Annotated in this window: 23 protein-coding genes and 1 pseudogene; 11 read left to right on the top strand and 13 right to left on the bottom strand. The window is 72.5% G+C overall.

Annotated features, from left to right (window positions below):
* Nucleotides 1-75 precede the first annotated feature (75 nt).
* The 3 genes from OP86_RS33030 to OP86_RS22965 all read right to left on the bottom strand — a co-directional run bounded on the left by OP86_RS33030 (nt 76) and on the right by OP86_RS22965 (nt 6119).
* Nucleotides 76-1914, bottom strand: a complete 1839-nt coding sequence (locus OP86_RS33030; protein ID WP_106973490.1) for an ATP-binding SpoIIE family protein phosphatase — start codon at nt 1912-1914, stop codon at nt 76-78.
* 81 nt (nt 1915-1995) lie between these two features.
* A complete protein-coding gene (locus OP86_RS22970) occupies nt 1996-2760 on the bottom strand; it encodes a class I SAM-dependent methyltransferase (protein ID WP_234434999.1) in 765 nt (254 codons plus the stop codon).
* A 485-nt stretch (nt 2761-3245) separates the two neighbouring features.
* The gene (locus OP86_RS22965; RefSeq protein WP_051830445.1) at nt 3246-6119 is read right to left on the bottom strand and encodes an AfsR/SARP family transcriptional regulator; all 2874 of its coding nucleotides are present in this window, start codon (nt 6117-6119) and stop codon (nt 3246-3248) included.
* A 304-nt stretch (nt 6120-6423) separates the two neighbouring features.
* Between OP86_RS22965 and OP86_RS37235 the strand changes: the two genes are divergently transcribed.
* Nucleotides 6424-6708 carry a hypothetical protein gene (locus OP86_RS37235; protein ID WP_030055350.1) on the top strand — a complete coding sequence of 95 codons (285 nt, stop codon included), beginning with the start codon at nt 6424-6426 and terminating at the stop codon, nt 6706-6708.
* Nucleotides 6709-7200: 492 nt separating this feature from the next.
* Here the strand turns inward: OP86_RS37235 and OP86_RS22955 are convergent, their stop codons facing one another.
* Nucleotides 7201-7419 (bottom strand): hypothetical protein, encoded by a 219-nt coding sequence (locus tag OP86_RS22955; RefSeq protein ID WP_051830444.1) that lies wholly within the window; start codon nt 7417-7419, stop codon nt 7201-7203.
* A 137-nt stretch (nt 7420-7556) separates the two neighbouring features.
* Here OP86_RS22955 and OP86_RS22950 point away from each other — a divergent pair, with 137 nt between their 5' ends.
* Nucleotides 7557-8315 (top strand): GntR family transcriptional regulator, encoded by a 759-nt coding sequence (locus OP86_RS22950; protein WP_030055348.1) that lies wholly within the window; start codon nt 7557-7559, stop codon nt 8313-8315.
* 106 nt (nt 8316-8421) lie between these two features.
* Here the strand turns inward: OP86_RS22950 and OP86_RS22945 are convergent, their stop codons facing one another.
* Nucleotides 8422-10089, bottom strand: coding sequence for a fumarate hydratase (locus OP86_RS22945; RefSeq protein ID WP_030055347.1), 1668 nt, complete (start codon nt 10087-10089; stop codon nt 8422-8424).
* A 146-nt stretch (nt 10090-10235) separates the two neighbouring features.
* On the opposite strand from OP86_RS22945, the gene OP86_RS22940 reads away from it, so the two are divergent.
* Together OP86_RS22940 and OP86_RS22935 are read left to right on the top strand one after the other, a co-directional pair.
* Nucleotides 10236-11045 carry a DUF1707 domain-containing protein gene (locus OP86_RS22940; RefSeq protein WP_234435000.1) on the top strand — a complete coding sequence of 270 codons (810 nt, stop codon included), beginning with the start codon at nt 10236-10238 and terminating at the stop codon, nt 11043-11045.
* Nucleotides 11046-11360: 315 nt separating this feature from the next.
* Nucleotides 11361-11738, top strand: coding sequence for a WhiB family transcriptional regulator (locus OP86_RS22935; RefSeq protein ID WP_063832435.1), 378 nt, complete (start codon nt 11361-11363; stop codon nt 11736-11738).
* A 216-nt stretch (nt 11739-11954) separates the two neighbouring features.
* Here the strand turns inward: OP86_RS22935 and glpX are convergent, their stop codons facing one another.
* Nucleotides 11955-12995 (bottom strand): class II fructose-bisphosphatase, encoded by a 1041-nt coding sequence (gene glpX / locus OP86_RS22930; RefSeq protein ID WP_030055344.1) that lies wholly within the window; start codon nt 12993-12995, stop codon nt 11955-11957.
* A gap of 215 nt (nt 12996-13210) precedes the next feature.
* Here glpX and OP86_RS22925 point away from each other — a divergent pair, with 215 nt between their 5' ends.
* Nucleotides 13211-13747, top strand: coding sequence for a DUF4245 domain-containing protein (locus OP86_RS22925; protein ID WP_234435001.1), 537 nt, complete (start codon nt 13211-13213; stop codon nt 13745-13747).
* 108 nt (nt 13748-13855) lie between these two features.
* Here OP86_RS22925 and OP86_RS22920 read toward each other — a convergent pair whose 3' ends face one another.
* The 4 genes from OP86_RS22920 to OP86_RS22905 all read right to left on the bottom strand — a co-directional run bounded on the left by OP86_RS22920 (nt 13856) and on the right by OP86_RS22905 (nt 17562).
* Entirely contained in the window at nt 13856-14458 is a 603-nt protein-coding gene (locus tag OP86_RS22920; RefSeq protein ID WP_030055342.1) for a malonic semialdehyde reductase, read from the bottom strand.
* Nucleotides 14459-14633: 175 nt separating this feature from the next.
* Complete coding sequence (locus OP86_RS22915; protein ID WP_030055341.1) at nt 14634-14891, bottom strand: exodeoxyribonuclease VII small subunit; 258 nt, start codon at nt 14889-14891, stop codon at nt 14634-14636.
* Between the two features lie 84 nt (nt 14892-14975).
* Nucleotides 14976-16181, bottom strand: a complete 1206-nt coding sequence (gene xseA / locus OP86_RS22910) for an exodeoxyribonuclease VII large subunit (RefSeq protein WP_030055340.1) — start codon at nt 16179-16181, stop codon at nt 14976-14978.
* 10 nt (nt 16182-16191) lie between these two features.
* A complete protein-coding gene (locus OP86_RS22905; protein WP_030055339.1) occupies nt 16192-17562 on the bottom strand; it encodes an APC family permease in 1371 nt (456 codons plus the stop codon).
* 108 nt (nt 17563-17670) lie between these two features.
* On the opposite strand from OP86_RS22905, the gene OP86_RS22900 reads away from it, so the two are divergent.
* Nucleotides 17671-18645 carry a 4-hydroxy-3-methylbut-2-enyl diphosphate reductase gene (locus OP86_RS22900; RefSeq protein ID WP_030055338.1) on the top strand — a complete coding sequence of 325 codons (975 nt, stop codon included), beginning with the start codon at nt 17671-17673 and terminating at the stop codon, nt 18643-18645.
* A gap of 191 nt (nt 18646-18836) precedes the next feature.
* Complete coding sequence (gene ppgK / locus OP86_RS22895; RefSeq protein WP_030055337.1) at nt 18837-19583, top strand: polyphosphate--glucose phosphotransferase; 747 nt, start codon at nt 18837-18839, stop codon at nt 19581-19583.
* A gap of 39 nt (nt 19584-19622) precedes the next feature.
* On the opposite strand, the gene OP86_RS22890 is transcribed toward ppgK, so the two are convergent.
* Nucleotides 19623-20231: a DUF6542 domain-containing protein gene (locus tag OP86_RS22890; protein ID WP_157849819.1), complete on the bottom strand. Its 609-nt coding sequence runs from the start codon at nt 20229-20231 to the stop codon at nt 19623-19625.
* A gap of 301 nt (nt 20232-20532) precedes the next feature.
* Here OP86_RS22890 and ychF point away from each other — a divergent pair, with 301 nt between their 5' ends.
* From ychF to OP86_RS22875, 3 genes are all read left to right on the top strand, one after another.
* Nucleotides 20533-21606, top strand: coding sequence for a redox-regulated ATPase YchF (gene ychF / locus OP86_RS22885; protein WP_030055335.1), 1074 nt, complete (start codon nt 20533-20535; stop codon nt 21604-21606).
* Between the two features lie 178 nt (nt 21607-21784).
* Nucleotides 21785-22066 (top strand): type II toxin-antitoxin system Phd/YefM family antitoxin, encoded by a 282-nt coding sequence (locus tag OP86_RS22880; protein WP_030055334.1) that lies wholly within the window; start codon nt 21785-21787, stop codon nt 22064-22066.
* On the top strand, nt 22063-22317 hold the full coding sequence (locus tag OP86_RS22875) for a Txe/YoeB family addiction module toxin (protein WP_030055333.1): 255 nt from the start codon (nt 22063-22065) through the stop codon (nt 22315-22317). Before OP86_RS22880 ends, OP86_RS22875 begins: the two co-directional genes overlap by 4 nt.
* 79 nt (nt 22318-22396) lie before the next feature.
* Here OP86_RS22875 and OP86_RS22870 read toward each other — a convergent pair whose 3' ends face one another.
* Together OP86_RS22870 and OP86_RS38280 are read right to left on the bottom strand one after the other, a co-directional pair.
* Nucleotides 22397-23059: an HAD-IA family hydrolase gene (locus OP86_RS22870; RefSeq protein ID WP_030055332.1), complete on the bottom strand. Its 663-nt coding sequence runs from the start codon at nt 23057-23059 to the stop codon at nt 22397-22399.
* Between the two features lie 55 nt (nt 23060-23114).
* Nucleotides 23115-24256, bottom strand: a pseudogene (locus OP86_RS38280) (dihydrofolate reductase family protein).
* Nucleotides 24257-24422: 166 nt separating this feature from the next.
* Here OP86_RS38280 and OP86_RS22855 point away from each other — a divergent pair.
* Nucleotides 24423-25290: methyltransferase domain-containing protein (locus OP86_RS22855; protein ID WP_063832432.1), on the top strand; the 868-nt coding region annotated here is incomplete at its 3' end.

Below are 25290 nucleotides of genomic sequence, written 5' to 3'. Positions count from 1 at the left end.
GCCGGGCGCCCGCTCAGTTTCGCAGGCACCCGCACAGCTCCAGCAGGAGCCCGTTCAGCTCCCGCCGGCGCCCGCTCAGCTCCCGGCGGGCAGCCGCTGCTCGAACCAGACCACCTTCCCGGTGCCCAGCCGGGTCGCTCCCCAGCGGTCCGCGCACCGGGCCACTATCTGCAGCCCGCGCCCGCGTTCGTCCTCCGGCCCGGTACGGCGCGGGCGCGGCAGCAGCGGGCTGTCGTCGCCGACCTCGCAGCGCAGCCGGGTCGTGCGCACCAGGCTGAGGGTGACCGGCCGGGTCGCGTGCTGGACGGCGTTGGTCACCAGCTCGCTGACCATCAGCTCGGTGGCCTCGCTGAGCTCGTCCAGCCCCCACCGGCGCAGCGTGTGCGCCGTCAGCCGGCGGGCCCGGCCCGGCGTCTCGTTGCGCGGCTGCAGGTACCAGTGCGCGACGTCCCCTGCCGGGATGCCGTCGAAGCAGGCGCCGAGCAGGGCGATGTCGTCGCCGCGGTCGCCGGGCGGCAGGATCCGCAGCGCCTCCTGGCACAGCTGCTCGGGGGACTGCCAGCGGGCGGCGGCGATCCGGGTGCGCAGCACTTCGAGGCCGTCGCTGATCGGGCGGCTGCGGGTCTCCACCAGGCCGTCGGTGAACAGCAGCAGCGCCGAGCCGGGCGGCGCGGGCAGCTCCACCGAGTTGAAGTCCACCCCGCCGACCCCGATCGGTGCCCCGGAGTCCAGCTCCACCAGCTCGGCCGTCCCGTCCGGGCCGACCAGCACCGGCGGGACGTGCCCGGCGTTGGCCAGTACCACCCGGTTGGCGATCGGGTCGTAGACCGCGTACACGCAGGTGGCCAGGTGCTGTTCGCGGCCGAGCCGCTGGGCCTGCTCGTCCAGGTGGTAGAGCACCTCGTGCGGCGGCAGGTCGAGGGCGGCCAAGGTCTGGGCGCTGGTGCGCAGTTGGCCCATGATGGCGGCCGAGGTGAGCGAGTGGCCCATCACGTCGCCGACGATCAGGGCGACCCGGTTGCCGGGCAGCGGGACGGCGTCGTACCAGTCGCCGCCGACCTGTGCGCCGCGCTCGCCCGGCAGGTAGCGCTGGGCGAGCCGGACGCCGTGCGGCTGGGGGAGGCGCAACGGCAGCATGCTGCGCTGGAGTTCGTTGGCTATCTCCCACTCGCGGGCGTACCGGAGGGCGGTGTCCACGGCCAGCCCGGCCTGGGTGGCGAGGTGCGCGGCGGTCGCGGTGTCCGCGGCGTCGAAGACCGGGCGGCCGGTGCGTTCGGGAGGGCGGCGGATCAGCACCAGCAGCCCGAGGACGGCCTTGCGGCCGCGCAGCGGCAGGGCGAGGACGGAGGTGCCGGGGGCCAGCCGGGCCACCCCGCGGGTGCCGTACAGCTCGCGCAGCAGCACCTCGGTGCGCTCGGCGGCTGGGGTGCCGAGGACGGCCGCCTCGGCGGGGCGGCGGCTCAGCAGGGCGTGCGCGAGCGCCCCGCCGCGGGTGACCGGGGTGGCCGGGCCGCTGTCGGCGGTCGACCGGGCGCCGTAGCGGGAGCGGCGCCGGTCGTCGAAGCCGCCCGGGCGGCCGCGGCGTCCGATCCGGGTGCCGGTGCTGTGGTGGATCCGCAGCTCCTCCGGGAAGCCGGGCTCGCGTTCGACGTTGGGCAGCGGGTCGCGCAGGTGGATCACGGCGGCGTCGGCCAGCGTCGGGACCAGCACCCGTCCGATGTTGCGCAGCGTCGCGGCCAGGTCGAGGGCGCTGTTGATCCGCCGGGTCGCCGAGTCGAGGTAGGCGAGACGGTCCGCCACGTCGGCGCGCTCCGGCCGCGCGGTCGACGGAGCCTGCGCCCGGGCCGGGACCTGGCGGCGCTGGCCCGGGACGGCGGGCGGCTGTTCCGCCTCGGTCTTGAGCTGGTCGCGCACGGCTGCCTGTCCTGGATTCGGTGTGGTCGGTGAGCTGTTCTGTTGCGGGGGCCGTGGTGCCGGCCGGTTCGTCGGTGTCCCTCAGCCGACGCGTCGACAGCACAGGAACAGCTGTTCCTCCGGCGGCAGCGTGGTACTGGCCGGCGCGTACGGATGCCCCGAGCACTCCTCGACGGCGAAACCGGCCTCGACCAGGACCCGCTCCAGATCCTCCCTCAGATACCCACTGATCCGCAGCTCTCTGCCAAGGAACGGAAGCGGAACGTGATCCAGGTCCGCCTCGACCATACCCAGCGCCAGCAGTCCGCCCGGCCGCAGGAGTTCGCGCAGCCTCCCGAGGACGGTCGGGACCTCGTCCTGCGGCAGCAGGATCAGCGAGAAGAACGCGGTGACGGCGGCGAAGGTGCCGCGGCCGTCCGGCCCGAGCCCGGGGGCGTTCCAGACCTGGCCGGCGCGCTCGGTGGCCAGATCGTACAGGTCGATCCGATGGAACACCGGCGGAAAGTCGCCGGGGAAGGCGGCCTGCCGGGCCAGCGTGAGCATCACGTCCGAGAGGTCCACGGCGGTCACCCGCAGCCCGCCCCGGACGAGCTGGCGGACGGTCGGCTCGCCGGTGCCGCAGCCCACGTCCAGCACCCGGGCGCCGGGTTCGAGCCCGGTGAGCAGCCGCCGGCCGCAGGCCAGCTGCCCGTCCTTGGCGGGGAAGGCCTCGCCGTACCCGGCCCCGATGGTGTCGAAGGCGACCGCCTGCAGGGCCCGGGCCGCCCGGCGCCGACGTACCTCGGGCTCGTCGTCCCCGGCGTCCTCGCCGACGGGGAACGCGTCGGATATCCGTCCGGTCGTCACGTTCAGAGGCACCCTTCCACCCGTGGCCTCCGGTCGGCTCCGCGGCGGCCCCGTGGGCCGCGCCCGGTGGCGGCGTGTCACGCTCTCCGTACCACACCGACGGACTGCACCCGACGCGTTTCCGGCAGACACTCGTGTGCGTACTGGCATCTGAGAATATGCGTGATCACTGCGCCATGGGGTCCCTTTTCGGCCAACTCGTCGCGCTTGGGGCATTGTGGCCGGGGTCGCGGAAGCACGACGGTGCGGGCCGGGGTGGTGCGCGGGGCCCCGCACGCCGCACGGCGCGCCGGGTTGGCGCCGGCGACCTGCGGTTTTCCCGGTCCGCAGGCTGACAATCTGACGTTTATCAAACGTCAATCGGTGCGGTGCACAGTGGAGTCCAGCGCCGGGGAAGCGTTGAGGGCGCTCCCGCAGCCGGGGGGCTGCGGGAGCGCCGACGCGCAGATCGGGGGAGGCCCTCCGTGGGGGGAAAAACGGAGGCCTTACGGCGCGGGGGGAGGGAAGGGCTCGGTGTGCTGCTGTCGGGAGATGAGGTCCGCCACGGGGGAGGCCTCTGGCACACCGAGCCGGGTGAAGATCGCGTGCGCCTCCTGGAGGCACGCGAGGCCGCGCGCGGGCTGGGCGAGGACCAGTAGCGCCTCGCCGAGCGCGGCATTGGCCAGGCCCTGGCAGTAGGCCGAGTCCAGCTCCTGCGCGATCGCCAGCGACTCGCCCGCCGCCGACGCGGCGTCGGCGTGCTGCTCGGCGACGATCAGCGCGGAAGCCAGGCGGGCCAGGGTGTAGCCCTCCCAGAGGGGGTTCTGCTGGGACTGGTAGAGCCGGTGCGCCTCCCGCAGGTGCGGGACGGCCTCGATGCCGGAGAGCACCACGCCCAGCTGGTAGAGGGTCTGGGCGAGCAGCGGGCCGTTCTTGGACGCCCGCGCGGCGGCGACACCGTCCTCGGCGGAGCGGATCGCCGTCTCGGTCATGCCCAGGCGGTGCTGCACCCGGGCGATGTTGCTGACGATCCGGGCCTCGCCCATAGCCGTGCCGACCGCCCGGCCGGTGGCGCGGGCCTGCTCCAGGACCGGCAGGGCCTCGGCCGGACGGTTGCCCACGCTCAGGATCACGCCCAGCGTGTTGGCGGTGGCCAGGAGCAGGACGGACGGGTCGTCCGGTGACTGGTGGTCGAGGCTACGACGCAGCGAGTGCTCAGCGCCCTGGAAGTCGCTGGTGACAGCTTGCAGAGCGCCGAGGGCGAAGTGCACCCGGGCGAGCGCGGCGCTGTCGTCGCGGCCTTCCGCCTCGCGGCCGACGGTCTCCAGGATCGGCCGGACCTGGGGGCCGTGAGTGGGGTCCGGGCCGAGGCCGTACAGGAGGATCAGCAAGTCGATCGCCGCGTGCTGTGAGGCGCGGGGCCCGTTCGCTGCCGCCGACATGGCGCTGAGCAACAGGGCGCCCTCGGCCCGGAGCCAGTCCTGAGCGGAGCCGCTGGTCGGCAGATCGATCCCCGGCGCGGAGGGCGTCGTCAGCAGCTCAGGCTCGGCGTCGTCCGGCTCGATGACCTGGGCCGCGTTGCGTACGGTCGGTATGAGCAGTTCGAGCAGTCGCAGTACCGCCCGCTCCTGATCCTCGGTGTCCCCGATCCGCTCGTTCTGCCGCTGGGCGTAGAGGCGGAGCAGGTCGTGGTAGCGGTAGCGGCCGGGAGTGAAGCACTCCAGCATGTTCGCCTCGACCAGTGCCTCGGCGAGGTCCTCGGCGGCGTACTCGTCCACGCCGAGCAGCGCCGCGGCGGCCGTCAGCGGGATGTCGGGGGAGTCGATCAGGGCGAGGAGTCGAAAGGCGCGGGCCTCGGGCTCGGACAGCTGTCCGTAGCCGAGGCCGATGGTGGTCTCCACGGCGAGGTTGCCGAGCTGGAGCTCGTCCAGCCGGCGGCGCTGGTCCGCTAACCGACGGGCCAGGTCGGAGACGCTCCAGCGGGGGCGGCTGGCCAGCCGGGCGGCGGCGATGCGGACGGCCAGCGGAAGGAAGCCGCACGCGGTGACCACCTTCATGGCCGCCTCCGGCTCAGCGGCGACCCGGTGCTCGCCGACGATGGCCGCGAACAGCGCCAGGGCCTCGTCCGGGGTCAGTTCCTCGACGTCGAACAGCTGGGCGCCGGGGATCCCGGCCAGCCGGGAGCGGCTGGTGGCGAGGACCGCGCAGCCGGAGACACCGGGGATGAGGGGCTGGATCTGGTCGGCGTCGCGTGCGTTGTCGAGCAGGATGAGCATCCGCCGGTTGGCGAGCAGCGAGCGGTACAGCGCAGCGCGTTGTTCGAGCGAGTCGGGGTTCTCGGTGACACCGAGTGCGTGCAGAAAGTCGCCCAGCACGACCACCGGGTCGGCGGGCGAGGCGCCGGCTCCGCGCAGGTCGACGTACAACTGCCCGTCGGGGAACTCGGCGCGGACGCGATGGGCGACGTGGACCGCGAGGGTCGTCTTGCCGACCCCGCCGATACCGGCCAGCGAGGTGACCACCACGGCCTGGCCGGTGGCGTTCATCAGGACTGTCGAGAGGTCGCTCACCAGCTCGGTGCGTCCGCTGAAGTCAGAGACATCGGCGGGGAGTTGGGCCGGGGCCGGCGGCGTGGCCGGACCGTCCTCGCGGACGGCGGGAGCGGCTGCGGCCGGAAGTGTGAGCGCCGGGTCGGCCGCGAGGATGCGGGTGTGCATCGAGGACAGACCCGCACCCGGTTCGACCCCGAGCTCCTCGATCAGCAGCTTGCGGGTGTCGGTGTAGACGCCGAGCGCCTCGGCCTGGCGCCCGCAGCGGTACAGCGCCAGCATCAGCAGCTCGCGCAGGCGCTCGCGCAGCGGGTGTTCGGCAGTCAGGCTGTTGAGCTCGCCCACGACCTCGGCGTGCAGGCCGACGTCGAGGGCGGCGGCGCACCGTTCCTCGGCGGCGGCCACCTGGCGCTCGGCGAGCCGCAGCCGCTGGACATCGGCGTATGGGCCGGGGATCCCGGTGAGCGGACGGCCGCTGAACAGGTCGAGCGCCTGGGTGAGCAGGCGGTGCGCCTCGTGCTTGTCGCCTGCGCTCCGAGCGGTCGTGGCCTCGGCGGAGAGCCGCTCGAAGACCGTCAGGTCGAGGGCCTCGCCCGGGATGCGCAGCGCGTAGCCGTCGGCGACCGAGACCAGCAGCTCGGCGGGTCGTCGGACCTCACGCCGGGGCTCGATGACGGAGCGCAGGCGGGAGACGTAGGTGCGCAGGGCGGCTACGGCCTGCGCTGGGGGCCGCTCGCCCCAGAGCGCGTCGACCAGGTCCTGCGTGGTGACCGGACGTCCGGAATGCAGCAGGAGGGTGGTCAGAACGGCCTGTTGCTGGGGGGATCCCAAGGAAAGGGGTCTGCCGTCGAGCCAGGCCTGGACCGGACCGAGGACTTGGAAGCGCAGCGCAGGGGTCGGCGGCGTCTCCCGAAACTCCATGAAGTCCCCCGATGGCCTGTGGTGTCGATTCCGTGAAAGGGCGCTCGGCGGTCCGCCGTGGTGCTTCAGCTTAGGCGGACGCCCGACTCTGCCGGACGGCACCGCAAGCCGCACGATGTTTATCGGACATTTAATCAACCCTACGATACTGTCCGCGCGCCCGCGCCACAGAGGCCGGGCTGAACACAATTGATGACCGAAAGGCGGCCGCCCAATGGCCAACGACCAGAGCGAGACCCCGGTGCAGTCGACGCCCGAGAACGCGGCGCAGACCGATGCCCCGGCCGCCGCTGTGGAGGCGGGCAAGGCTGTCGAGGGCGCAGTGACCGCGTCCTCGAACCCGACCGAGTACACCGCTCCGACCGACGCCGAGAAGACGGCGATCGAGAACGAGGTCTTCGGCGGTGAGACCGGCCCCGTGGTGGAACCCACCACGCCGGCCACTGGTGAGCCGGGCAAGAAGTACAAGCCGGAGAACATCATCATGGGCCACCCGTAAGCCGTTCCGGCCGAGTGCCCCCGCGCCCCCGTCCGGGCGCGGGGGCACTTGAGGTCAGTGCTGGGACGTCACGACTGGCGGCATGTAGTGTCGAACTGACGTTCACTCATGAGAGTGGGCCTTGTGAGTTGGAGGGATTGCATGAGCATGCTCCGTCGGGTTGCCGTGGTCGCCGTGTCGACCGTCGTTGTGACCGCTGGCTACGTGGCAACCGCCACTGGAGCCTTTGCGACTCTCGTCGGCGGCCACCCGTAAGCCGTCCCGGCCGAGTGCCCCCGTGCCCCTGTCCGGGTGCGGGGGCGCTGTTGGCTATGTGCGCGCCAATTCGTGTATGGGTGGATCGCGGTGGCCGAATCCGGTCCGTGATGCACGCATGGTGACGGATGTTATCCGTAACGTGCCCGGCGGCGGGTGTGGGGCGTTCCGGAATTCCGGATTCACCGGCGGGATTGCCGGGCCGGAATGCTGCAGTTTGCGTGCTTTTTGCCGCAATTAGCGGGGAAGATCGTATTCGGCTGATTCGCGGGGTCCGGGAACGGGCGAGACGTGGTGCGGTTCGACGGCCCATTCCCGGCCGCCTCTCTCGGGGCGCAGGTAGAGCTCGCCGCCGATCGTGTCCATGTAGATGCCGGTGCGTCCGGTCCTCCGGTCGAGGACGAGTTCACCCACGCGCGGTCGGTAGGCCGGGGTGTTGCGCTGTCGGATGCTCACCGCTGTGCTCCTCGCTCCGGTAGGCGACTGGCCAGCATCTCTAGAGAAGCTAAAATCTCTAGAGATGTCAACGGTCGTATCTGCTTACCGGCGGCCGGACGCGCGCCTACGATTTGTCCGAGGGAGAGGGAGCGGCGATGACCGGCAGCAGTGGCGACAAACAGCCCAAGTACCAGCGGATCGCCGACGCGCTGAAGGCGGCCATCGACACCGGCCGGTACCGCGCGGGTGACCGGCTGCCCGGCGAGAACGACCTCATGGACGAGTACGGCGTCGCCCGGATGACGGCCCGCCAGGCGCTGGGCGTGCTGCAGAGCGAGGGCATCGCCGAGGCGCGCCGCGGCGCCGGGGTGTTCGTCCGGGACTTCCGGCCGTTGCGCCGTCGCGGCATCCAGCGGCTGGCGCAGGGGCAGTGGGGCTCCGGCCGGTCGATATGGTCGGCGGACATCGACAACCGCACCCTGGTGGTCGACCAGGTCTCCGTCACCGAGCGGGCCGCGCCCGAGCACGTGTGCCGGGTGCTCGGGGTGGACCCGGGCACCCCGATGTGTGTACGGCACCGCCGCTTCGTCCTGGACGGCAAGCCGGTGCTGCTCTCGACCTCGTACCTGCCCGCGGGCCTGGTGGCCGGCACGGCCATCACCCGCGAGGACACCGGCCCCGGTGGCACCTACGCCCGGCTGGCCGAGATCGGCGCCAAGCCCGTGCACTTCCGCGAGGAGGTCCGCTCCCGGATGCCCAGCACGGAGGAGTCCACCCGCCTGGAGCTGTCCGCCGGCACCCCGGTGATCCTGATCTGCCGCACCGCCTTCGCCGACGAGGGCCAGGTCGTCGAACTCAACGAGATGATCCTGGACGCCGCCTCCTACGTCCTGGAGTACGACTTCGACGCGTGAACACGCCACCGCCCCGACCGCGGGGGCGGTCGGGGCGGCAACGGGGCGCGTGGGGCTACTCCTTGGAGCCGGCTGTTCCTGGGAGGCGGCTGCTCCCTGGAGGCGGCTACTCCTTGGAGCGGACGCGGAGGTTGGTGATCAGCGGGCCCTCGGTGGTCTCGCGGAAGAAGTCGTTGCCCTTGTCGTCCACCACGATGAACGCCGGGAAGTCCTTGACCTCGATGCGCCAGACGGCCTCCATGCCGAGTTCGGCGTACTCCAGGACCTCGACCTTCTTGATGCAGTCCTGGGCGAGGCGGGCCGCCGGGCCGCCGATGGAGCCGAGGTAGAAGCCGCCGTGCTGGGCGCAGGCGTCGGTGACCTGCTTGCTGCGGTTGCCCTTGGCGAGCATGACCATCGAGCCGCCGGCCGCCTGGAACTGGTCGACGTAGGAGTCCATCCGGCCGGCCGTGGTGGGGCCGAAGGAGCCGGAGGCGTAGCCCTCGGGGGTCTTGGCCGGGCCCGCGTAGTAGACCGGGTGGTCCTGGAGGTACTTGGGCATGCCCTCGCCGGCGTCCAGGCGCTCCTTGATCTTGGCGTGGGCGATGTCGCGGGCGACGACCAGGGTGCCGGTGAGCGAGAGGCGGGTCTTCACCGGGTACTTGGAGAGTTCGGCGCGGATCGCGGACATCGGCTGGTCGAGGTCGACGCGCACCACGTCGTCGTCCAGGTGCTCGTCGGTGGTGTCCGGCAGGTACTTGGCCGGGTCGGTCTCCAGCTGCTCCAGGAAGACGCCCTCGGCGGTGATCTTGCCGAGCGCCTGGCGGTCGGCGGAGCAGGAGACGGCCATGGCGACCGGTAGTGAGGCGCCGTGCCGCGGCAGGCGCACCACGCGCACGTCGTGGCAGAAGTACTTGCCACCGAACTGGGCGCCGATGCCGATCTTCTGGGTCAGCTCGGTGACCTTGGCCTCCAGCTCCAGGTCGCGGAAGCCGTGGCCGGTCTTGGCGTCGCCCGAGGTCGGCAGGTTGTCCAGGTAGTGCGCCGAGGCGTACTTGGCGGTCTTCAGCGCGAACTCGGCGCTGGTGCCGCCGATCACGATGGCCAGGTGGTACGGCGGGCAGGCCGCGGTGCCGAGCGAGCGGATCTTCTGCTCCAGGAACGAGAGCATGCTCGCCTCGTTCAGGATGGCCTTGGTCTCCTGGTACAGGTACGACTTGTTGGCGGAGCCGCCGCCCTTGGCCATGAAGAGGAACTTGTACGCGTCGCCGTCGGTGGCGTACAGCTCGATCTGGGCCGGCAGGTTGTTGCCGGTGTTCTTCTCGTCCCACATGGTCACCGGGGCCATCTGGGAGTAGCGCAGGTTGAGCTTGGTGTACGCGTCGTACACGCCGCGCGCGATGGCGGACTCGTCGCCGCCCTCGGTGAGCACGTTCTGGCCGCGCTTGCCCATGACGATCGCGGTGCCGGTGTCCTGGCACATCGGGAGGATGCCGCCGGCCGAGATGTTCACGTTCTTCAGCAGGTCGAGCGCGACGAAGCGGTCGTTGGGGCTGGCCTCCGGGTCGTCCAGGATGCGGCGCAGCTGGGCGAGGTGGGCGGGGCGCAGGTAGTGCGAGATGTCGTGCATCGCCTCGGCCGTGAGCAGCCGCAGCGCCTCGGGCTCGACCTGGAGGAAGGTCCGGCCGCCGGCCTCGAAGGTGGAGACACCCTCGGAGGTCAGCTTGCGGTACGGGGTCGGGTCAGCGCCCAGGGGGAGGAGGTCGCTGTACTCGAAGTCTGGCGTGGGAGCCATCGGGGCGGTCCTTAGCTATCCAGTGATCCGGCTGCGTCGGCGAAGCACCATCCAGGGTAGGACCCGGGCGCAGGCGGCATGCGGACAGGTCAGCCTTGCGTGACGGGGCTCACTCGGGCTGGAGTGCGAGCGACTAGGCTGAGCCCGTGGACAACTCGCCGTCGCACGACGATCCGGGGCAGCCGCCGGTGCCGGCGCCCGTACCGATGACCAAACCCGAGGCAAAACCCGAGGCCAAGCCCGAACTCGGGCCTGAACTCAAGCCCGAGGCCACGTCCGAGCCCAAGTCCGAGGCCGGGCCGCAGCCTTCGCACGCCCCGGTGGCGCAGGCGGAGATGCGGGTCTCGGACGCCGACCGCGAGCGGGTCGCGGAACTGCTGCGGGACGCGTACGCCGAGGGCCGGCTGGACGCGGACGAGCACGCCGAGCGGATCGAGGCCGCGTACGCCGCCAAGACCTTCGGCGAGTTGGCGCCGCTGACCCGGGACCTGCCGGCCCGCCCGCTCTCCTTCGAGAAGCAGCCGCTGGGTGCGGCCCCGGCGTCGTCGGCGCCGCAGCCGCCCGCGCGCCAGGAGTCGCCCTCGGTGGTGGCGATCTTCGGCGGCGCGTCCCGCAAGGGCCGCTGGCGGGTGGGTTCGCACCTGAAGGCCTTCGCCGCGTTCGGCGGCGTGGAGATCGACCTGAGCGACGCCGTGTTCGAGTCTCCCGAGGTGGAGATCGTCGTCATGGCGATGTTCGGCGGGGTCGAGGTCCGGGTGCCGGAGAACGTCAGCCTGCACGGCGGCGGGGTCGGCCTGTTCGGCGGTTTCGACGTCCGCGAGCAGACCGCGGCGGACCCGTACGCTCCGGTTGTCCGGGTCAAGGGCCTTGCGATGTTCGGCGGTTGCACCGCCAAGCCGCGCCAGGGCAAGAAGCTCAAGGAGTGGGTGCGCCGCCAACTCGGTACCGATGAGTAGCTGTTGACCTGCCGAGCGCCCGACCGCGAATCAACTCCCGGTCGGGCGCTCGGCGTTGCGGCCGGTGCACTCCGTAGTCGATTGCGTGCAGTGTGCATGAATCGCGGCGGGGCGGGGTAGTTCCTTCCGCACATCGCTTCTTGTGCGGCTGCGCACCGGAGGCGGCCCAGCGGCCGTTCCGGAGGGTTCGACAGCGGGGGCTCGCAGCCGGGCAGGGGAGCGAGGTTCCCCGTGTCCGAGAGCCTCGTCAGGAGTACGGCCGTGCTGCATCCGATCGAGTCCCGCACCACTTCGCCCGTCGCCGCCGCGCAGTTGCTGGAGCGCCGTACCGGCGTCCGTCCGCAACCGCAGCCCCCGGGCGGCCAGGCGGGTGCCGCTGCGGGCGAGGACAATCCCTGGCACACCGGTGCGGCCTGCCGGCGGGACGAGGTGGGGCTGTTCTTCGCGCCGTCCAAGGAGCCGACGGCGGCCAGGCTGTCCCGGGAGGAGCAGGCCAAGCGGGTCTGTGCCCGCTGCCCGGTGCTGCTGGAGTGCCGCGAGCACGCGCTGGCGCAGCCGGAGCCGTACGGGGTCTGGGGCGGGCTGACGGCCGCCGAGCGGCGGGTGGTGCTGGCCCGGCGCCGCCGCCGGGACGGGGAGTTGATCGAGGCGGCCCGGGTGACGGCGGCCGCGCGGGCCCGGATAGCCGGGTGACGGCCGGCCGAAGACGCCGGCGTCGCGGACCGGGTGGCCGAAGGCCCGGGTCCGGACGTGCCGCGGCCCCGGCGGAGGGGGATTCCGCCGGGGCCGCTGCGCGCTGTTCCGTGAGTGCCCTGTTCGCCGAGTGCCGAGTTACCTGAGCGCCCAGTTACGTGAGGGCCCAGTGACCTGAGCGCCCCGTCCGCCGGGCGCGTCGGTCGGCGCGGTCGATCAGTTGGCGCGGTCGAAGTCGATCGCGCTGTAGGCCCGCAGCTTCGAGAGCTTGTGGGTGGAGTTGATCTCGCGGATCGTGCCGCTCTTGGAGCGCATCACCAGCGAGCTGGTGGTGGCGGTCTCCGAGCGGTAGTGCACACCGCGCAGTAGCTCGCCGTCGGTGATGCCGGTGGCGACGAAGAACACGTTCTCGCCGCTGACCAGGTCGTCGGTGGTGAGCACCCGGTCCAGGTCGTGGCCGGCGTCGAGGGCCTTCTGCCGCTCGGCGTCGTCCTTGGGCCACAGCCGGCCCTGGATCACGCCGCCCATGCACTTCATCGCGCAGGCCGCGATGATGCCCTCCGGGGTGCCGCCGATGCCCATCAGCAGGTCGACGCCGGTGCCTTCGCGGGCGGCCATGATGGCTCCGGCCACGTCGCCGTCGGAGATGAACTTGATCCGGGCGCCCGCCTCGCGGATCTCCCGGACCAGGCCGTCGTGGCGCGGGCGGTCGAGCACGACGACGGTGACGTCCTCGACGGCGCTGCCCTTGGCCTTGGCGACCCGGCGGATGTTGACCGCCGCCGGGGCGGTGATGTCGACGAATTCGGCGGCCTCCGGGCCGGCCACCAGCTTGTCCATGTAGAACACGGCGCTGGGGTCGAACATGGTGCCGCGGTCGGCTACGGCCAGCACGGCCACGGCGTTGTTCATGCCCTTGGCGGTGAGGGTGGTGCCGTCCACCGGGTCCACGGCGACGTCGCACTCGGCGCCGGTGCCGTCGCCGACCCGCTCGCCGTTGTAGAGCATCGGGGCTTCGTCCTTCTCGCCCTCGCCGATGACGACCACGCCGTTCATCGACACGGTCGAGACCAGGGTGCGCATCGCCTTCACGGCTGCGCCGTCTGCGCCGTTCTTGTCGCCACGTCCGACCCACCGGCCGGCGGCCATCGCGGCGGCCTCGGTGACCCGGACGAGTTCGAGCGCGAGGTTCCGGTCCGGAGCCTCGGGCGCGACCTCCAGGGCACTGGGAAGGTGGTGCGGGTACTGCGTGGTCATCGTCGTTACCTCTCTGTACGCGACGGCCAGTGAGCGCCCGACTACTGCCAGGTCGAACGCCGTGGTGAGGGTTCTGCGATCGTATCTGCCCAAGAGATGACTGTCTGTGGCGCGGGTCGCCCTGCCGGCTCGAAAAACACCGCTTCGTCCTGGTTCACCCGTACGTGGACACCCCGGGTGACCGGGCCGGAATGTGGATGAGTCACCATGTGGGGGTGGCTGCAGAGAGCAAGGGCATGAGGGGCCGCCAGACCGTACGGGACATGGTCCTGTCGATGCTGGCGGTCGGTTTCGTCGTCTGGGTCGGGTACCTGTTCCTCCCGCACGACGCCAACGGCGACCCGGTGCACGTGGTCGAGTACAGGGCGGCGGCGGCCAGCGCCAAGCGCGCCGCGCCGTACCCGCTGCTCTCCCCGGACGGGCTCCCCGACAAGTGGCGGGCGACTTCGGTCAGCTACCGGTCGGCCGATCAGAGCAATGGCAAGGGCAACGCCTGGCACCTGGGCTTCGTGACGCCCTCCGGCCAGTACGCGGCGGTCGAGCAGAGCGACGCGCCGCGCGACTCGCTGCTGTCCGACAAGGTCGCGGGCGGTCAGCCGGACGGCACCTCCGAGGTGGCCGGCCGCACCTGGGAGCGGGTGCAGGGCGAGAAGGCCCGCGCGCTGACCGTGCAGAGCGGCTCCGGGACCACCCTGCTCACCGGCACCGCCTCCTACGAGGAACTGGCCGAGCTGGCCCAGGCGCTCAAGTAGCGCGCGGCCCGGGGAACGCGTGGGGCCCCGGGAACGCCAGAGGGCCCCGGGAACGCCGGAGGGCCCCGCACCGGACGAACCGGTGCGGGGCCCTCTCGCATGAGTGCGTCAGACCGTGGTGACGACCTGGTCGTACTCCAGGCGCGGCGAACGCGGGAACCAGGCGTCCTCGCCCGGCTTGCCGATGTTGATCACGGCCAGCACCGAGTGGTCGCCGTCGGCGAAGAACTCCTTGTTGATGCCCTCGGCGTCGAAGCCGGTCATCGGGCCGGCGGCCAGGCCGGCGGCGCGGACGCCGATGATGAAGTAGGCGGCCTGCAGGGCGCCGTTCAGCGTGGCGGACTGCTCGCGGACCGGGCGCTCCGAGAAGAACACGTCCTTGGCCTGCGGGAAGTGCGGGAACTGGGTCGGCAGCTCCTCGTGGAACTCGTGGTCCGCGGCCAGGACCGCGACCAGCGGGGCGGCGGCGGTCTTGGCCTTGTTGCCGTCCGCCAGGTGCTGGACGAGACGCTCCCGGCCCTCGGCCGAGCGGACCAGCACGACGCGCAGCGGCTGCTGGTTGAAGGCGGTCGGACCGTACTTGACCAGGTCGTAGATGGCCTGGACCTGCTCCTCGGTGACCGGCTCGTCGGTGAAGGTGTTCGCGGTGCGGGCCTCGCGGAACAGCAGGTCCTGGGCGGCGGCGTCGAGTGCCAGGGCGTCGGTCGTCATGCTTCTGCACCTCATGCGGGAGGGGGCTTCGTCGGTGTGACCGGCCGGGCCGATCACGTCATCCAACATAGGTGAATATTCAACTATTCCTCAAGCGGATGTGACCCGCCTCACGCTCCCCGCCGGTCCCGCTCTCCCCGCGGGCCGCGCTCCTCCGGCCGGCCGCCGTGGAGCCTCACTCCCCGCCGGGGGCTCCGCCCTCCTCGGCGGCCAGCGCGGCGTCCAACCGGGCCCGGGCGCCGTCCAGCCAGCGCTGGCACACCTTCGCCAGCTGCTCGCCGCGCTCCCACAGGGCCAGCGACTCCTCCAGCGACGTCCCGCCGTTCTCCAGCTGCCGGACGACGTCCAGCAGCGCGTCCCGGGCGTGCTCGTAGCCCAGCGCGTCGTCCGGGCCCGGTGCCGCCGCGTCCTGCTGCTCCTGCTGCTCTGCCATGCGTGCCAGCGTAGGGGGTGGGGCCGACAGACAGGCACAGGCGGCGGACCGGCACAGGCGGCAGACCGATCGACCGGACAAGTCCTAGTCGACGGTGACGTCGAAGCCGCCGCCCGCCACCCGGGCGTGCAGCCCCTCGCCGGGCGCGGTCTGCGCCGGGTCGGTCACCACCGTGCCGTCCGCCCGCTGGAGCACCGCGTAGCCGCGTTCCAGGGTGGCCGCCGGGGAGAGCGCGACCACCCGGGCCAGGGTGTGCCCGAGGTCGCTCTGCGCGTGGTCCAGCCGGTGCCGCAGGGTGCGCCGGGCCCGCTCCAGCAGGCCCTCGACCTCCTGCCCGCGGCCGTCCAGCATCCGGTGCGGGGCGGCCAGCGACGGGCGGCTGCGCAGCCCGTCCAGCCCGTGCTGCTCGCGTTCGACCCTGGCCAGCACGTGCCGGCGGGCGCGGTCGCGCAGCTGGTGGACCTTGGTCAGCTCCTCGCCGACGTCCGGAACCACTCGTTTGGCGGCATCGGTCGGGGTGGAGGCGCGCAGGTCGGCGACGAAGTCCAGCAGCGGCTGGTCCGGCTCGTGCCCGATCGCACTGACCACCGGCGTACGGGCGGCCGCGACCAGTCGCACCAGCCCCTCGTCCGAGAACGGCAGCAGGTCCTCCACGCTGCCGCCGCCGCGGGCCACGATGATCACGTCCACCTCGGGGTGCTCGTCCAGCTCCCGTACGGCCGCGCTCACCCGCTCCACCGCGCTGACCCCCTGCACCGGGACGTTGCGCACCTCGAAGCGGACGGCCGGCCAGCGCCGCCGGGCGTTCTCCAGCACGTCCCGCTCGGCCGCCGAGCCGCGCCCGGTGACCAGCCCGACGCACTGCGGCAGGAACGGCAGCGGCTTCTTGCGCTCGGCCGCGAACAGGCCCTCCCCGGCGAGCCGCCGCTTCAGCTGCTCCAGCCGGGCCAGCAGCTCGCCCAGCCCCACCGGCCGGATCTCGGAGGCGCGCATCGACAGCTGCCCGCGCGCCGCGTACCACTCCGGCTTGGCGTGCACGACGACCCGCGCGCCCTCCTGCACGACGTCCGCGACCTGGTCGAACACCGAGCGGAAACAGGTCACCGTGAGCGACACGTCCGCCTGAGGGTCACGCAGGGTCAGGAAGACCACGCCCGCCCCGGGCCGACGGCTGAGCTGGGTGATCTGCCCCTCCACCCACACCGCGCCGAGCCGGTCGATCCAGCCGCCGATCAGCGCGGAGACCTTGCCGACCGGGAGCGGCGCTTCGGGGGAGCTGGTGTTGGCCATGCGTACGAGGCTAGCGGCGCCCGCCGACACCGCCGACGCCCGAACCGGTCGAACTGCCCTGGACGCCGAGCACCACCAGGCCGGCCGCCAGCCAGGCCAGCCCGACCAGCTGCGCGGTGGTCGAGGCCTCGTAGACCACCGCGCCGATCACCGCGATCCCCAGCATCGGAACGACCACGTGCCGCAGCCGGTCCGGCGAGCCGTGCCGCACGGTGTACCAGCCGATCACCGAGGCGTGCAGCAGCGCGAAGGCGGTCAGCGCGCCCACGTTGACCACCGAGGTCAGCTGGTCCAGCCCGTCGTCCCGGTTCGCCGCCCAGACCGCCGCCGCCATGGTGATCACCGCGGCCGCCAGCAGCGCCCGGCGCGGCACCGCGCTGGCCGGGTCGACCGCGCCGAGGACGCGTGGCAGCCGCCCGTCCCGGCTCATCGCGAAGACCAGCCGCCCGGCCGCCGCCTGCCCGGCCAGGGCCGCGAAGGCCGCGCCGATCGCCTTGCTGGCCGCGACCAGCACGTGCAGCCAGTGCCCGATGCCGCTCTCCACGGTGTCGTAGAAGGCCGAGCCCTGCGCCGCCGGGTCGGCGGCCAGCTGCTGCGGGCTCATCGGTTCCAGCACCGCCGCCAGGTAGGTCTGGGCGACGAACAGCACCCCGGCCAGGGCCAGGCACCAGAGCACCGCCCGGGCCACCGCCGCCGAGGCGCCGACCGCCTCCTCCACGAAGGTCGCGATCGCGTCGAAGCCCAGGTAGGAGAGCACCGCGACGGACACCGCGGAGATCACGGCGGTCAGCGAGAAGGCGCCGACGGCGGTGAACGGGGTGTCCCAGCCGCGCCGGGCGCCGTCCTGGGCGAGTGCCACCACGGCCGCCGCCATGAATGCCAGCAGCACCGCGATCTCCATGGCGAGCACCGCGAAGCCGACCACCGCCGCCGTCCGCACCCCGATCAGGTTGAGCGCGGTGGTCGCCACGACCGCGATCGCCGTCCACAGCCAGCGCGAGACGTCCGGCACCAGCGAGTGCAGGGCGATCCCGGAGAACAGGTAGGCCACCGCCGGGATCAGCAGGTAGTCCAGCATCGCCATCCAGCCGGCGATGAACCCCGGCCCCTCGCCCAGCCCGGCCCGTGCGTAGGCGAACACCGAGCCGGTCTGCGGCACCGCGCGCACCATCTGGGCGTACGAGAAGGCGGTGAAGCCCATCGCCACGGTGGCCGCCAGGTAGACGGTGGCGACGGCGCCGTGGCTCTTGGCGTCCAGCACGCCGAACACGCCGACCGGGGCCATCGGGGCGATGAACAGGAGTCCGTAGACCATCAGATCGCGGACGCCCAGGGTGCGGCGCAGGCCGCTCGGCGTCGCCTGCTCGCTCACAGAGCTCATAGGCACCACATTTGAGCACTCGTGACCGGGTCTGCACGGAACATGCCCGCCGTCGGCGCGGCTCCGCTCCGGGGCGGCGCGGCTCGCCGCCGCCCGTACGATGGAGCCATGTCCAACACCGCGCAGCGCCGTGTCCTGCTCGCCGCCCCCCGGGGCTACTGCGCGGGAGTCGACCGCGCCGTGATCGCCGTGGAGAAGGCCCTGGAGCAGTACGGGGCCCCCATCTACGTCCGCAAGCAGATCGTCCACAACAAGTACGTGGTCCAGACCCTGGAGAAGAAGGGCGCGATCTTCGTCGACGAGACGGAGGAGGTGCCCGAGGGCTCGATCGTGGTCTTCTCCGCGCACGGTGTCGCCCCGTCCGTCCACGACGAGGCGCGGGCCGGCAAGCTCGCCACCATCGACGCCACCTGCCCGCTGGTCACCAAGGTGCACAAGGAGGCCGTGCGCTTCGCCGACGAGGGCTTCGACATCCTGCTGGTGGGCCACGAGGGCCACGAGGAGGTCATCGGCACCATGGGCGAGGCCCCGGACCGGATCCACCTGGTGGACGGTGCCGAGGACGTCGCCAACGTGAAGGTCCGGGACGAGTCCCGGGTCGTCTGGCTGTCCCAGACCACCCTGTCGGTGGACGAGACCATGGCCACCGTCGGCGAGCTGAAGAACCGCTTCCCGGCGCTGGTCAGCCCGCCCAGCGACGACATCTGCTACGCGACCCAGAACCGCCAGGTCGCCGTCAAGCAGCTGGCCCCCGAGACCGACCTGCTGATCGTGGTCGGCTCCAAGAACTCCTCCAACTCGGTCCGTCTGGTCGAGGTCGGCCTGGAGTACGGGGCCAAGGCCGCCCACCTGGTGGACTTCGCCGAGGAGATCCGGGAGGAGTGGCTGGAGGGCGTCGGCACCGTCGGCCTGACCAGCGGCGCCTCGGTGCCGGAGATCCTGGTCGACGGCGTGCTCGAATTCCTGGCCGCGCGCGGCTACGACACGGTCGAGACCGTCAAGACCGCCGAGGAGCACCTGACCTTCTCGCTGCCCAAGGAGCTGCGCCGCGACCTGCGCGCCGAGGCGGCCGGCAAGCTCTGACGCCTCCGGAGAGCCCGGTGCCCCGCGCGGGGTGCCGGGCTCTCTGCTGTGCGGCCTTCCGTCGCCTGGTTCTCGCTGCGTCGTTCTCCGCTGCGTGGTTTTCCGCTGTGCGGGCCGGTGCGCCCTCTCGTAGTTTTGTGCACAGGCTGTGGACAAGCGGGTCCGCGGCCACCCGGCGGAGGGCGGACGTGATGACGGCGGTATTCGGCGTGGACATCGGCGGCTCGGGGATCAAGGGCGCACCGGTCGACCTCGCCCGGGGCGCGCTCGCCGAGGAACGCCACAAGGTGCTCACCCCGCAGCCGTCCGCCCCCGAGGCCGTGGTCGCCGCCGTCCGCGAGGTGGTCCGCCACTTCGACCACCGCGGCCCGGTCGGGCTGACCTTCCCCGGTGTGGTGGTCGGCGGCCGGACCAGGACCGCGGCCAACGTGGACAAGGGCTGGATCGGCCTGGACGCCGAGGGGCTCTTCCGCGAGGTACTGGACCTGCCCGCGACCGTCCTCAACGACGCGGACGCGGCCGGCCTCGCCGAGATGGCGCACGGCGCCGGGCGGGGCCGGCGGGGCGTCGTCCTGGTGCTCACCTTCGGCACCGGCATCGGCAGCGCGCTCTTCACCGACGGCGTGCTGGTGCCCAACACCGAGCTGGGCCACCTGGAGCTGCGCGGCAAGGACGCCGAGCGCCGGGCCGCCTCGGCCGCCAAGGAACGGCACGGGCTGACCTGGGAGCAGTGGGCCGGGCGGGTCGACGAGTACCTGGACCTGGTGGAGATGCTCTTCTCGCCGCAGCTGATCGTGATCGGCGGCGGGGTGAGCCGCAAGCACGAGAAGTTCCTGCCGCTGCTGAAGGACCGCGAGGCGCAGGTGGTGCCGGCGGAGCTGCGCAACGACGCCGGCATCGTCGGGGCCGCCATGGCGGCGGCCCGGGCGGCGGACTGAGGCCCGCTCCCGCGGCCCGGCCGTCGGCGCCCCGGGCGCTCAGCGGGAGCGCTGGATCCGGCGCTGGGCGATGAAGCGGGCGAGCACGATCAGCGCGGCGAGCCCGGTGCCGGTGAACAGCCAGCCGGCCCGCAGCGCCAGCCCGGTCGCCAGCGAGACCACCTGGGCGGTGACGCCCGAGGAGCTGACCGGTGCGAGCAGCACCAGCGCCAGGGCGAAGGCGATCGGCCCGCTGATCGGCGCGGCCAGCAGGTCGACGTAGCGGACCCGGACGGCCAGCTGGAAGCAGACCACCAAGTAGCCCAGGCCGAACAGCCAGCCCAGGCCGTCGAAGAGCAGCCGGTCCACGCCCGCCACCGCGAGCGTGGCCAGGACGGCGACCACACCGGTGCCGACGGCCGTCAGCCGGGTCGGCCGGCCGGTCCGCCGCCGTCCGTACAGCTGCGCGTCGCCGCGCCCGCGCAGCGGCAGGCGCAGCCGGGGGGCGGCCGGGCGGGCGGAGGGCGGCCCGGCCACCGGGCGCAGCCGGGAGGCGGGGGTTCCGTCGGTCCCGGGAGCCCGGCCTGGACCGGGGACGGCGGCTGCGGCCGCGCCGTTCGGCGGACGGCGTCTGGGCCCTGGCGGCTGGGTACGGATGCTCTGCTCCACCCGCCCAACGTACGGTCCGATCATCGCCACACTGTGTAATGGACCGTTCAGGCCTTGGCCCGTGTCTCCGGACGGCGTACTCGTGTGATCGTCGCTCAGATGGGCTGACCTGCTCGGCCGAGACCATGCGCCATGATCATCGGATCCTCGCGCGGGGCCGCCGCATGACCGATTTCACGTTCGAACGGGTCGACCGCGCCCGCCGACCGAGGCGTGAGGGACCGCGGACGCTGCCCGTAGACTTGGCGGTCGGCCCGCACGGTGCCGACCCAACTCCTCCAAGCCCCCGGGACTGCGCTTCATGTCGCTCACGATCGGAATCGTCGGCCTGCCGAACGTCGGCAAGTCGACCCTGTTCAACGCCCTGACCAAGAACGACGTGCTGGCGGCCAACTACCCGTTCGCCACCATCGAGCCGAACGTCGGCGTGGTCGGCGTCCCGGACGCGCGGCTGGCCAAACTGGCCGAGATCTTCGGCTCCCAGCGCATCCTCCCGGCCACCGTCGACTTCGTCGACATCGCCGGCATCGTGCGCGGCGCCAGCGAGGGCGAGGGCCTGGGCAACAAGTTCCTCGCCAACATCCGCGAGTCGGACGCGATCTGCCAGGTCGTGCGCGCCTTCACCGACCCGGACGTGGTGCACGTGGACGGCAAGGTGTCGCCCAAGGACGACATCGAGACCATCCACACCGAGCTGATCCTCGCCGACCTCCAGACCGTCGAGAAGGTCCTGCCGCGGCTCCAGAAGGAGGCGCGCCTCAAGAAGGACACCGCCCCCGTCCTGGCCGCCGCCGAGGCCGCCCAGGCGATCCTGGAGACCGGCAAGACCCTCTTCGAGGCCGGCTTCGACACCGCCCCGATCCGCGACCTCCACCTGCTGACCGCCAAGCCCTTCCTCTACGTCTTCAACGTGGACGAGGCCGAGCTGGCCGACGAGGACTTCAAGAACGCCCAGCGCGAGCTGGTCGCCCCGGCCGAGGCGATCTTCCTCAACGCCAAGATCGAGTCCGAGCTGATCGAGCTGGACGACGCCGAGGCCCTCGAACTCCTCCAGTCCATGGGCCAGGAGGAGCCCGGCCTCGCCACCCTCGCCCGCGTCGGCTTCGACACCCTCGGCCTGCAGACCTACCTGACGGCCGGCCCCAAGGAGGCCCGCGCCTGGACCATCAAGAAGGGCGCCACCGCCCCCGAGGCCGCCGGAGTCATCCACACCGACTTCCAGAAGGGCTTCATCAAGGCCGAGGTGATCTCCTTCGACGACCTGGTCGAGACCGGCTCCATCGCCGAAGCCCGCGCCAAGGGCAAGGCCCGCATCGAGGGCAAGGACTACGTCATGCACGACGGCGACGTGGTGGAGTTCCGCTTCAACGTGTGATCGTCTGATGGCCTTGAGCTGGCTTGATCTGTCAAATGTGCAGGTCGAACGGGGCTCGCCTCTCCTGAGGCGAGCCCCGTTTCTCATTTCCGTGCTGACCTGGTGCTGACTTCTCAGCCTGCTGGACCCTCCCTCAGTGGTACGGTATGTGGTACCAGTCTTGGAGGGAGTTCAGTCGATGTCGATCACTGCCAGCGAGGCGCGCAAGGCTCTCTTTCCGTTGATCAAGAAGGTCAACGACGACCACGAGGCCATCGAGATCGTCTCCAAGCACGGGAACGCCGTACTCGTCTCGGCCGAGGACTACGCCGCCCTGCGTGAAGGCTCCTACCTGTTGCGCTCGCCTGCGAACGCCCGCCGCTTGCTCAGGGCGTACGAGAACGCCCTTGGCGGCACAGGGCTCTCCGAGCGGGAGCTCATCGACCCTGATGCGGCGGGTGTCGAGAAGGGCGCCGCGTGAGGCTCGTCTTCGAAGAGGCCGGCTGGGAGGACTACACCTCCTGGCTCACGAGCGACCGCAAGATGCTCGCCCGGATCAACAAGCTCATCGAGGACGTCCTGCGTGACCCGTTCACCGGGATCGGCAAGCCCGAGCCGCTGAAGTACCACCTGCCCGGCGCCTGGTCGCGGCGGATCGACGACGAGCATCGTCTCGTCTACCTGGTCACGGAGCGGGAGATCATCATCCTGGCCGCCCGCTACCACTACTGATCGGCAGTTGCGGGCTGGCGTCACCGTGCTGGTTCTGTGCTGACTCCGGCCGTCGGCAAGGATGTTTTCGCAGGTCGCGTCAGCCGATGGTGATGGTGAGGAGGCCGTCCGGGGTCGGCGTGACGGTGACGGTGGTGAGGGTGTCGGCGTGGGCGTCCGGGTGGTGGGCGGCGGCGCGGGGGCCGATGCCGACGACGCGCAGGCCGGCGGCCTTGGCGGCGGCGATGCCGGCGCCGGAGTCCTCGAAGGCGAGGCAGTCGGCGGGGGCGAAGCCGAGGGCGGCGGCGCCCTTGAGGAAGCCCTCCGGGTCCGGCTTGCTGGCTCCGACGGACTCGGCGGTCACCAGGACGGGCGGCAGCGGCAGGCCGGCGGCGTCCATCCGGACCCGGGCGAGCGCCTCGTCGGCGGAGGTGACCAGGGCGTGCGGGAGGCCGGCCAGTGCGGCGAGGAAGGCGGGGGCGCCGGGGACCGGGACGACGCCCTCGGTGTCGGCGCGCTCCTCGGCGAGCATCCGCGCGTTGTCGGCGAGGTTGACCTCGACCGGGCGCTCGGGCAGCAGGGCGGCCATGGTCGCGTGGCCCTGGCGGCCGTGGGCGACGGCGAGCACCTCGGCCGGGTCCAGGCCGTGCCGCTCGGCCCAGCGTCCCCAGCAGCGTTCGACCACGGCGTCGGAGTCGACCAGGGTGCCGTCCATGTCCAGGAGGAGGGCGCGGGCGGTCAGCCGGAGGGGGGCGGCGGGCATGGGGGCTCCTCGGGAAACGGAACGTGAGCTGTTTGTTTCCTAATGATACAAAAGATCAACCGGGCAGGTGGGCGTTGACCGCTCGGGCCTCCTCGGCCAGCTCCGCCAGCTCCACCACCTCGACCCCGGCCGCCTCCAGCAGGGCCGTGCCCTGGCAGTCGGTGACGAACAGGTCCGGCTCGCGCCAGGCGACCACCACCCGCGGCACGCCCGCCGCGATGATCAGGCGGGCGCACGGCGTCGGCCGCGAGGCGCGCTGCCCGCAGGGCTCCAGCGAGCTGTAGACGGTCGCCCCGCGCAGCCGGGGGTCGCCGGCCGGGAGCTTGGCGAGGGCCGCCTCCTCGGCGTGGTCGTGCGGGTCCGACTCCCGGCTGTACCCCTCCGCCAGCACCTCGCCGTCGGCGCCGACGATCACCGCGCCGACCGAGAAGGCCGTCTCGGACGGCGGGCAGCGGCGGGAGAGCTCGACGGCCCGGCGCAGGTGGTCGAGGTCGGTGGCGGCGGGGCGGTTCACGGCGCGGGCTCCTTCGGGGCGTACCTGAGCAGGACGACGTCGCCCACGGTACGTGCCTCCAGCAGCCGCATCCGCCGGGCCGGACCGCCCGGGAACGCGGCGGGGCGGACGAACCGGGGCGCCTCGGCCTGCCCGACCAGCAGTGGGGCGACGGCCAGCTGCAGCTCGTCCGCCAGGCCCCCGGCCAGGAACTGGGTGTGCACGCCCCCGCCGCCCTCGACCATCAGCCGGCGCACGCCGCGCGCGCCCAGGTCGTCCAGCACCGCGCCGAGGTCCACCGCGGCGCCGAGCGCGACCACCTCGGCCAGCCCGTCCAGCCGGGGGCGCAGCACCGCCGCCCCGGCGTCCGTGGTGTAGGCGAGTTTGGTGCCGCCGGTGTGCCAGAACCGCAGCTCGGCGTCGAGGGCGCCGCTCGCGCTGAGCGTCACCTTCAGCGGGTACTCGGGCCGGCCGGCCGCCAGTCGGGCGGCCCGGCGCGCGGGGTCGTTGACCAGCAGGCGCGGGTTGTCGGCGCGCAGGGTGTTGCCGCCGACCAGGACCGCGTCGGCGGCCGCGCGTTCCTCGTCCACCCGGTCGAAGTCGGCGGCGTTGGAGAGCAGCAGCCGGTCGGCGGAGGCGTCGTCGAGGTGGCCGTCGAGCGACACGGCGGCGCTCAGCAGGACGAAGGGGCGCTGGCCGGGCATGGGCGGGGACCGTTCTGTCGGGGGCGCCTCCACGGTACGGCGGCCGGGTGGGGGCGGGGCGCCAGTCGATCACCATATGAGACAGAACTTCTCGGGATGCGGGACGGGGAGTAGCGTCGAAGGCGCCGAGGAGAACGGAAAGCCGACCACGCACCAGGGGGATCCCATGTCCGCACCGCAGCCCGCCGCCGTCTACACCCACGGCCACCAGGAGGCCGTCCTGCGCTCGCACCGCTCCCGGACCGCCGCCGACTCGGCCGCCTACCTGCTGCCCGAACTGCGGCCCGGGCAGGCCGTGTTGGACATCGGCTGCGGGCCCGGCACGATCACCGCCGACCTGGCCGAGCTGGTCGGCCCCGAGGGGCGGGTGGTGGCCGTGGACACCTCCGCCGAGGTGCTGGAGCGGGCCGCGGAGTACGTCGCCGGGCGCGGGCCGGCCGCCGAGGTCGTGTTCGAGCAGGCGGACGTCCACCGACTGCCGTACCGGGACGGCGAGTTCGACGTGGTGCACGCCCACCAGGTGCTGCAGCACGTGGCCGATCCGGTGGCCGCGCTGCGCGAGATGCGGCGGGTGACGGCCCCCGGCGGCGTGGTCGCGGCGCGCGACGTCGACTACGCCTCGATGACCTGGTTCCCGGAGGTGCCCGCGCTGGACCGCTGGCTGGAGCTGTACCGGCGGACCGCCCGTGCCAACGGCGGCGAGCCGGACGCCGGCCGTCGGCTGCTGTCCTGGGCCCGCGCGGCCGGCTTCGCCGAGGTCACCGCGAGCGCCACCACCTGGACGTACGCGACGCCCGAGCAGCGCGCCTGGTGGGGCGGGATGTGGGCGGACCGGGTCACCGGCACCACGCTGGGCCGGACGGTGGTCGAGCGGGGCTACGCGGAGCCGGACGAGCCGGAGCGGATCGCGGCCGGCTGGCGGGAGTGGAGCGCCGCGGGGGACGGCTGGTTCTCGATGCTGCACGGCGAGATCCTGGCCCTGTCTCTTATACACATCTCCGAGCCCACGAGACAGGCAGAAATCTCGTATGACG

It is taken from the genome of Streptomyces novaecaesareae, assembly GCF_000716875.1.
In the GTDB taxonomy this organism is placed as follows: domain Bacteria; phylum Actinomycetota; class Actinomycetes; order Streptomycetales; family Streptomycetaceae; genus Kitasatospora; species Kitasatospora novaecaesareae.
This window is presented reverse-complemented; position numbering and strand designations above follow the sequence as displayed.

What these genes read in the sequence shown, in the direction of transcription:
- OP86_RS22900 (WP_030055338.1), top strand. Translation starts at nt 17,671, where the DNA reads ATGTCCAACACCGCGCAGCGCCGTGTCCTGCTCGCCGCCCCCCGGGGC.
- OP86_RS22905 (WP_030055339.1), bottom strand. Translation starts at nt 17,562, where the DNA reads ATGAGCTCTGTGAGCGAGCAGGCGACGCCGAGCGGCCTGCGCCGCACC.
- OP86_RS22915 (WP_030055341.1), bottom strand. Translation starts at nt 14,891, where the DNA reads ATGGCAGAGCAGCAGGAGCAGCAGGACGCGGCGGCACCGGGCCCGGAC.
- OP86_RS22870 (WP_030055332.1), bottom strand. Translation starts at nt 23,059, where the DNA reads ATGCCCGCCGCCCCCCTCCGGCTGACCGCCCGCGCCCTCCTCCTGGAC.
- OP86_RS37235 (WP_030055350.1), top strand. Translation starts at nt 6,424, where the DNA reads ATGGCCAACGACCAGAGCGAGACCCCGGTGCAGTCGACGCCCGAGAAC.
- xseA (WP_030055340.1), bottom strand. Translation starts at nt 16,181, where the DNA reads ATGGCCAACACCAGCTCCCCCGAAGCGCCGCTCCCGGTCGGCAAGGTC.
- ppgK (WP_030055337.1), top strand. Translation starts at nt 18,837, where the DNA reads ATGACGGCGGTATTCGGCGTGGACATCGGCGGCTCGGGGATCAAGGGC.
- OP86_RS22880 (WP_030055334.1), top strand. Translation starts at nt 21,785, where the DNA reads ATGTCGATCACTGCCAGCGAGGCGCGCAAGGCTCTCTTTCCGTTGATC.
- OP86_RS22920 (WP_030055342.1), bottom strand. Translation starts at nt 14,458, where the DNA reads ATGACGACCGACGCCCTGGCACTCGACGCCGCCGCCCAGGACCTGCTG.
- ychF (WP_030055335.1), top strand. Translation starts at nt 20,533, where the DNA reads ATGTCGCTCACGATCGGAATCGTCGGCCTGCCGAACGTCGGCAAGTCG.
- OP86_RS22945 (WP_030055347.1), bottom strand. Translation starts at nt 10,089, where the DNA reads ATGGCTCCCACGCCAGACTTCGAGTACAGCGACCTCCTCCCCCTGGGC.
- glpX (WP_030055344.1), bottom strand. Translation starts at nt 12,995, where the DNA reads ATGACCACGCAGTACCCGCACCACCTTCCCAGTGCCCTGGAGGTCGCG.
- OP86_RS22950 (WP_030055348.1), top strand. Translation starts at nt 7,557, where the DNA reads ATGACCGGCAGCAGTGGCGACAAACAGCCCAAGTACCAGCGGATCGCC.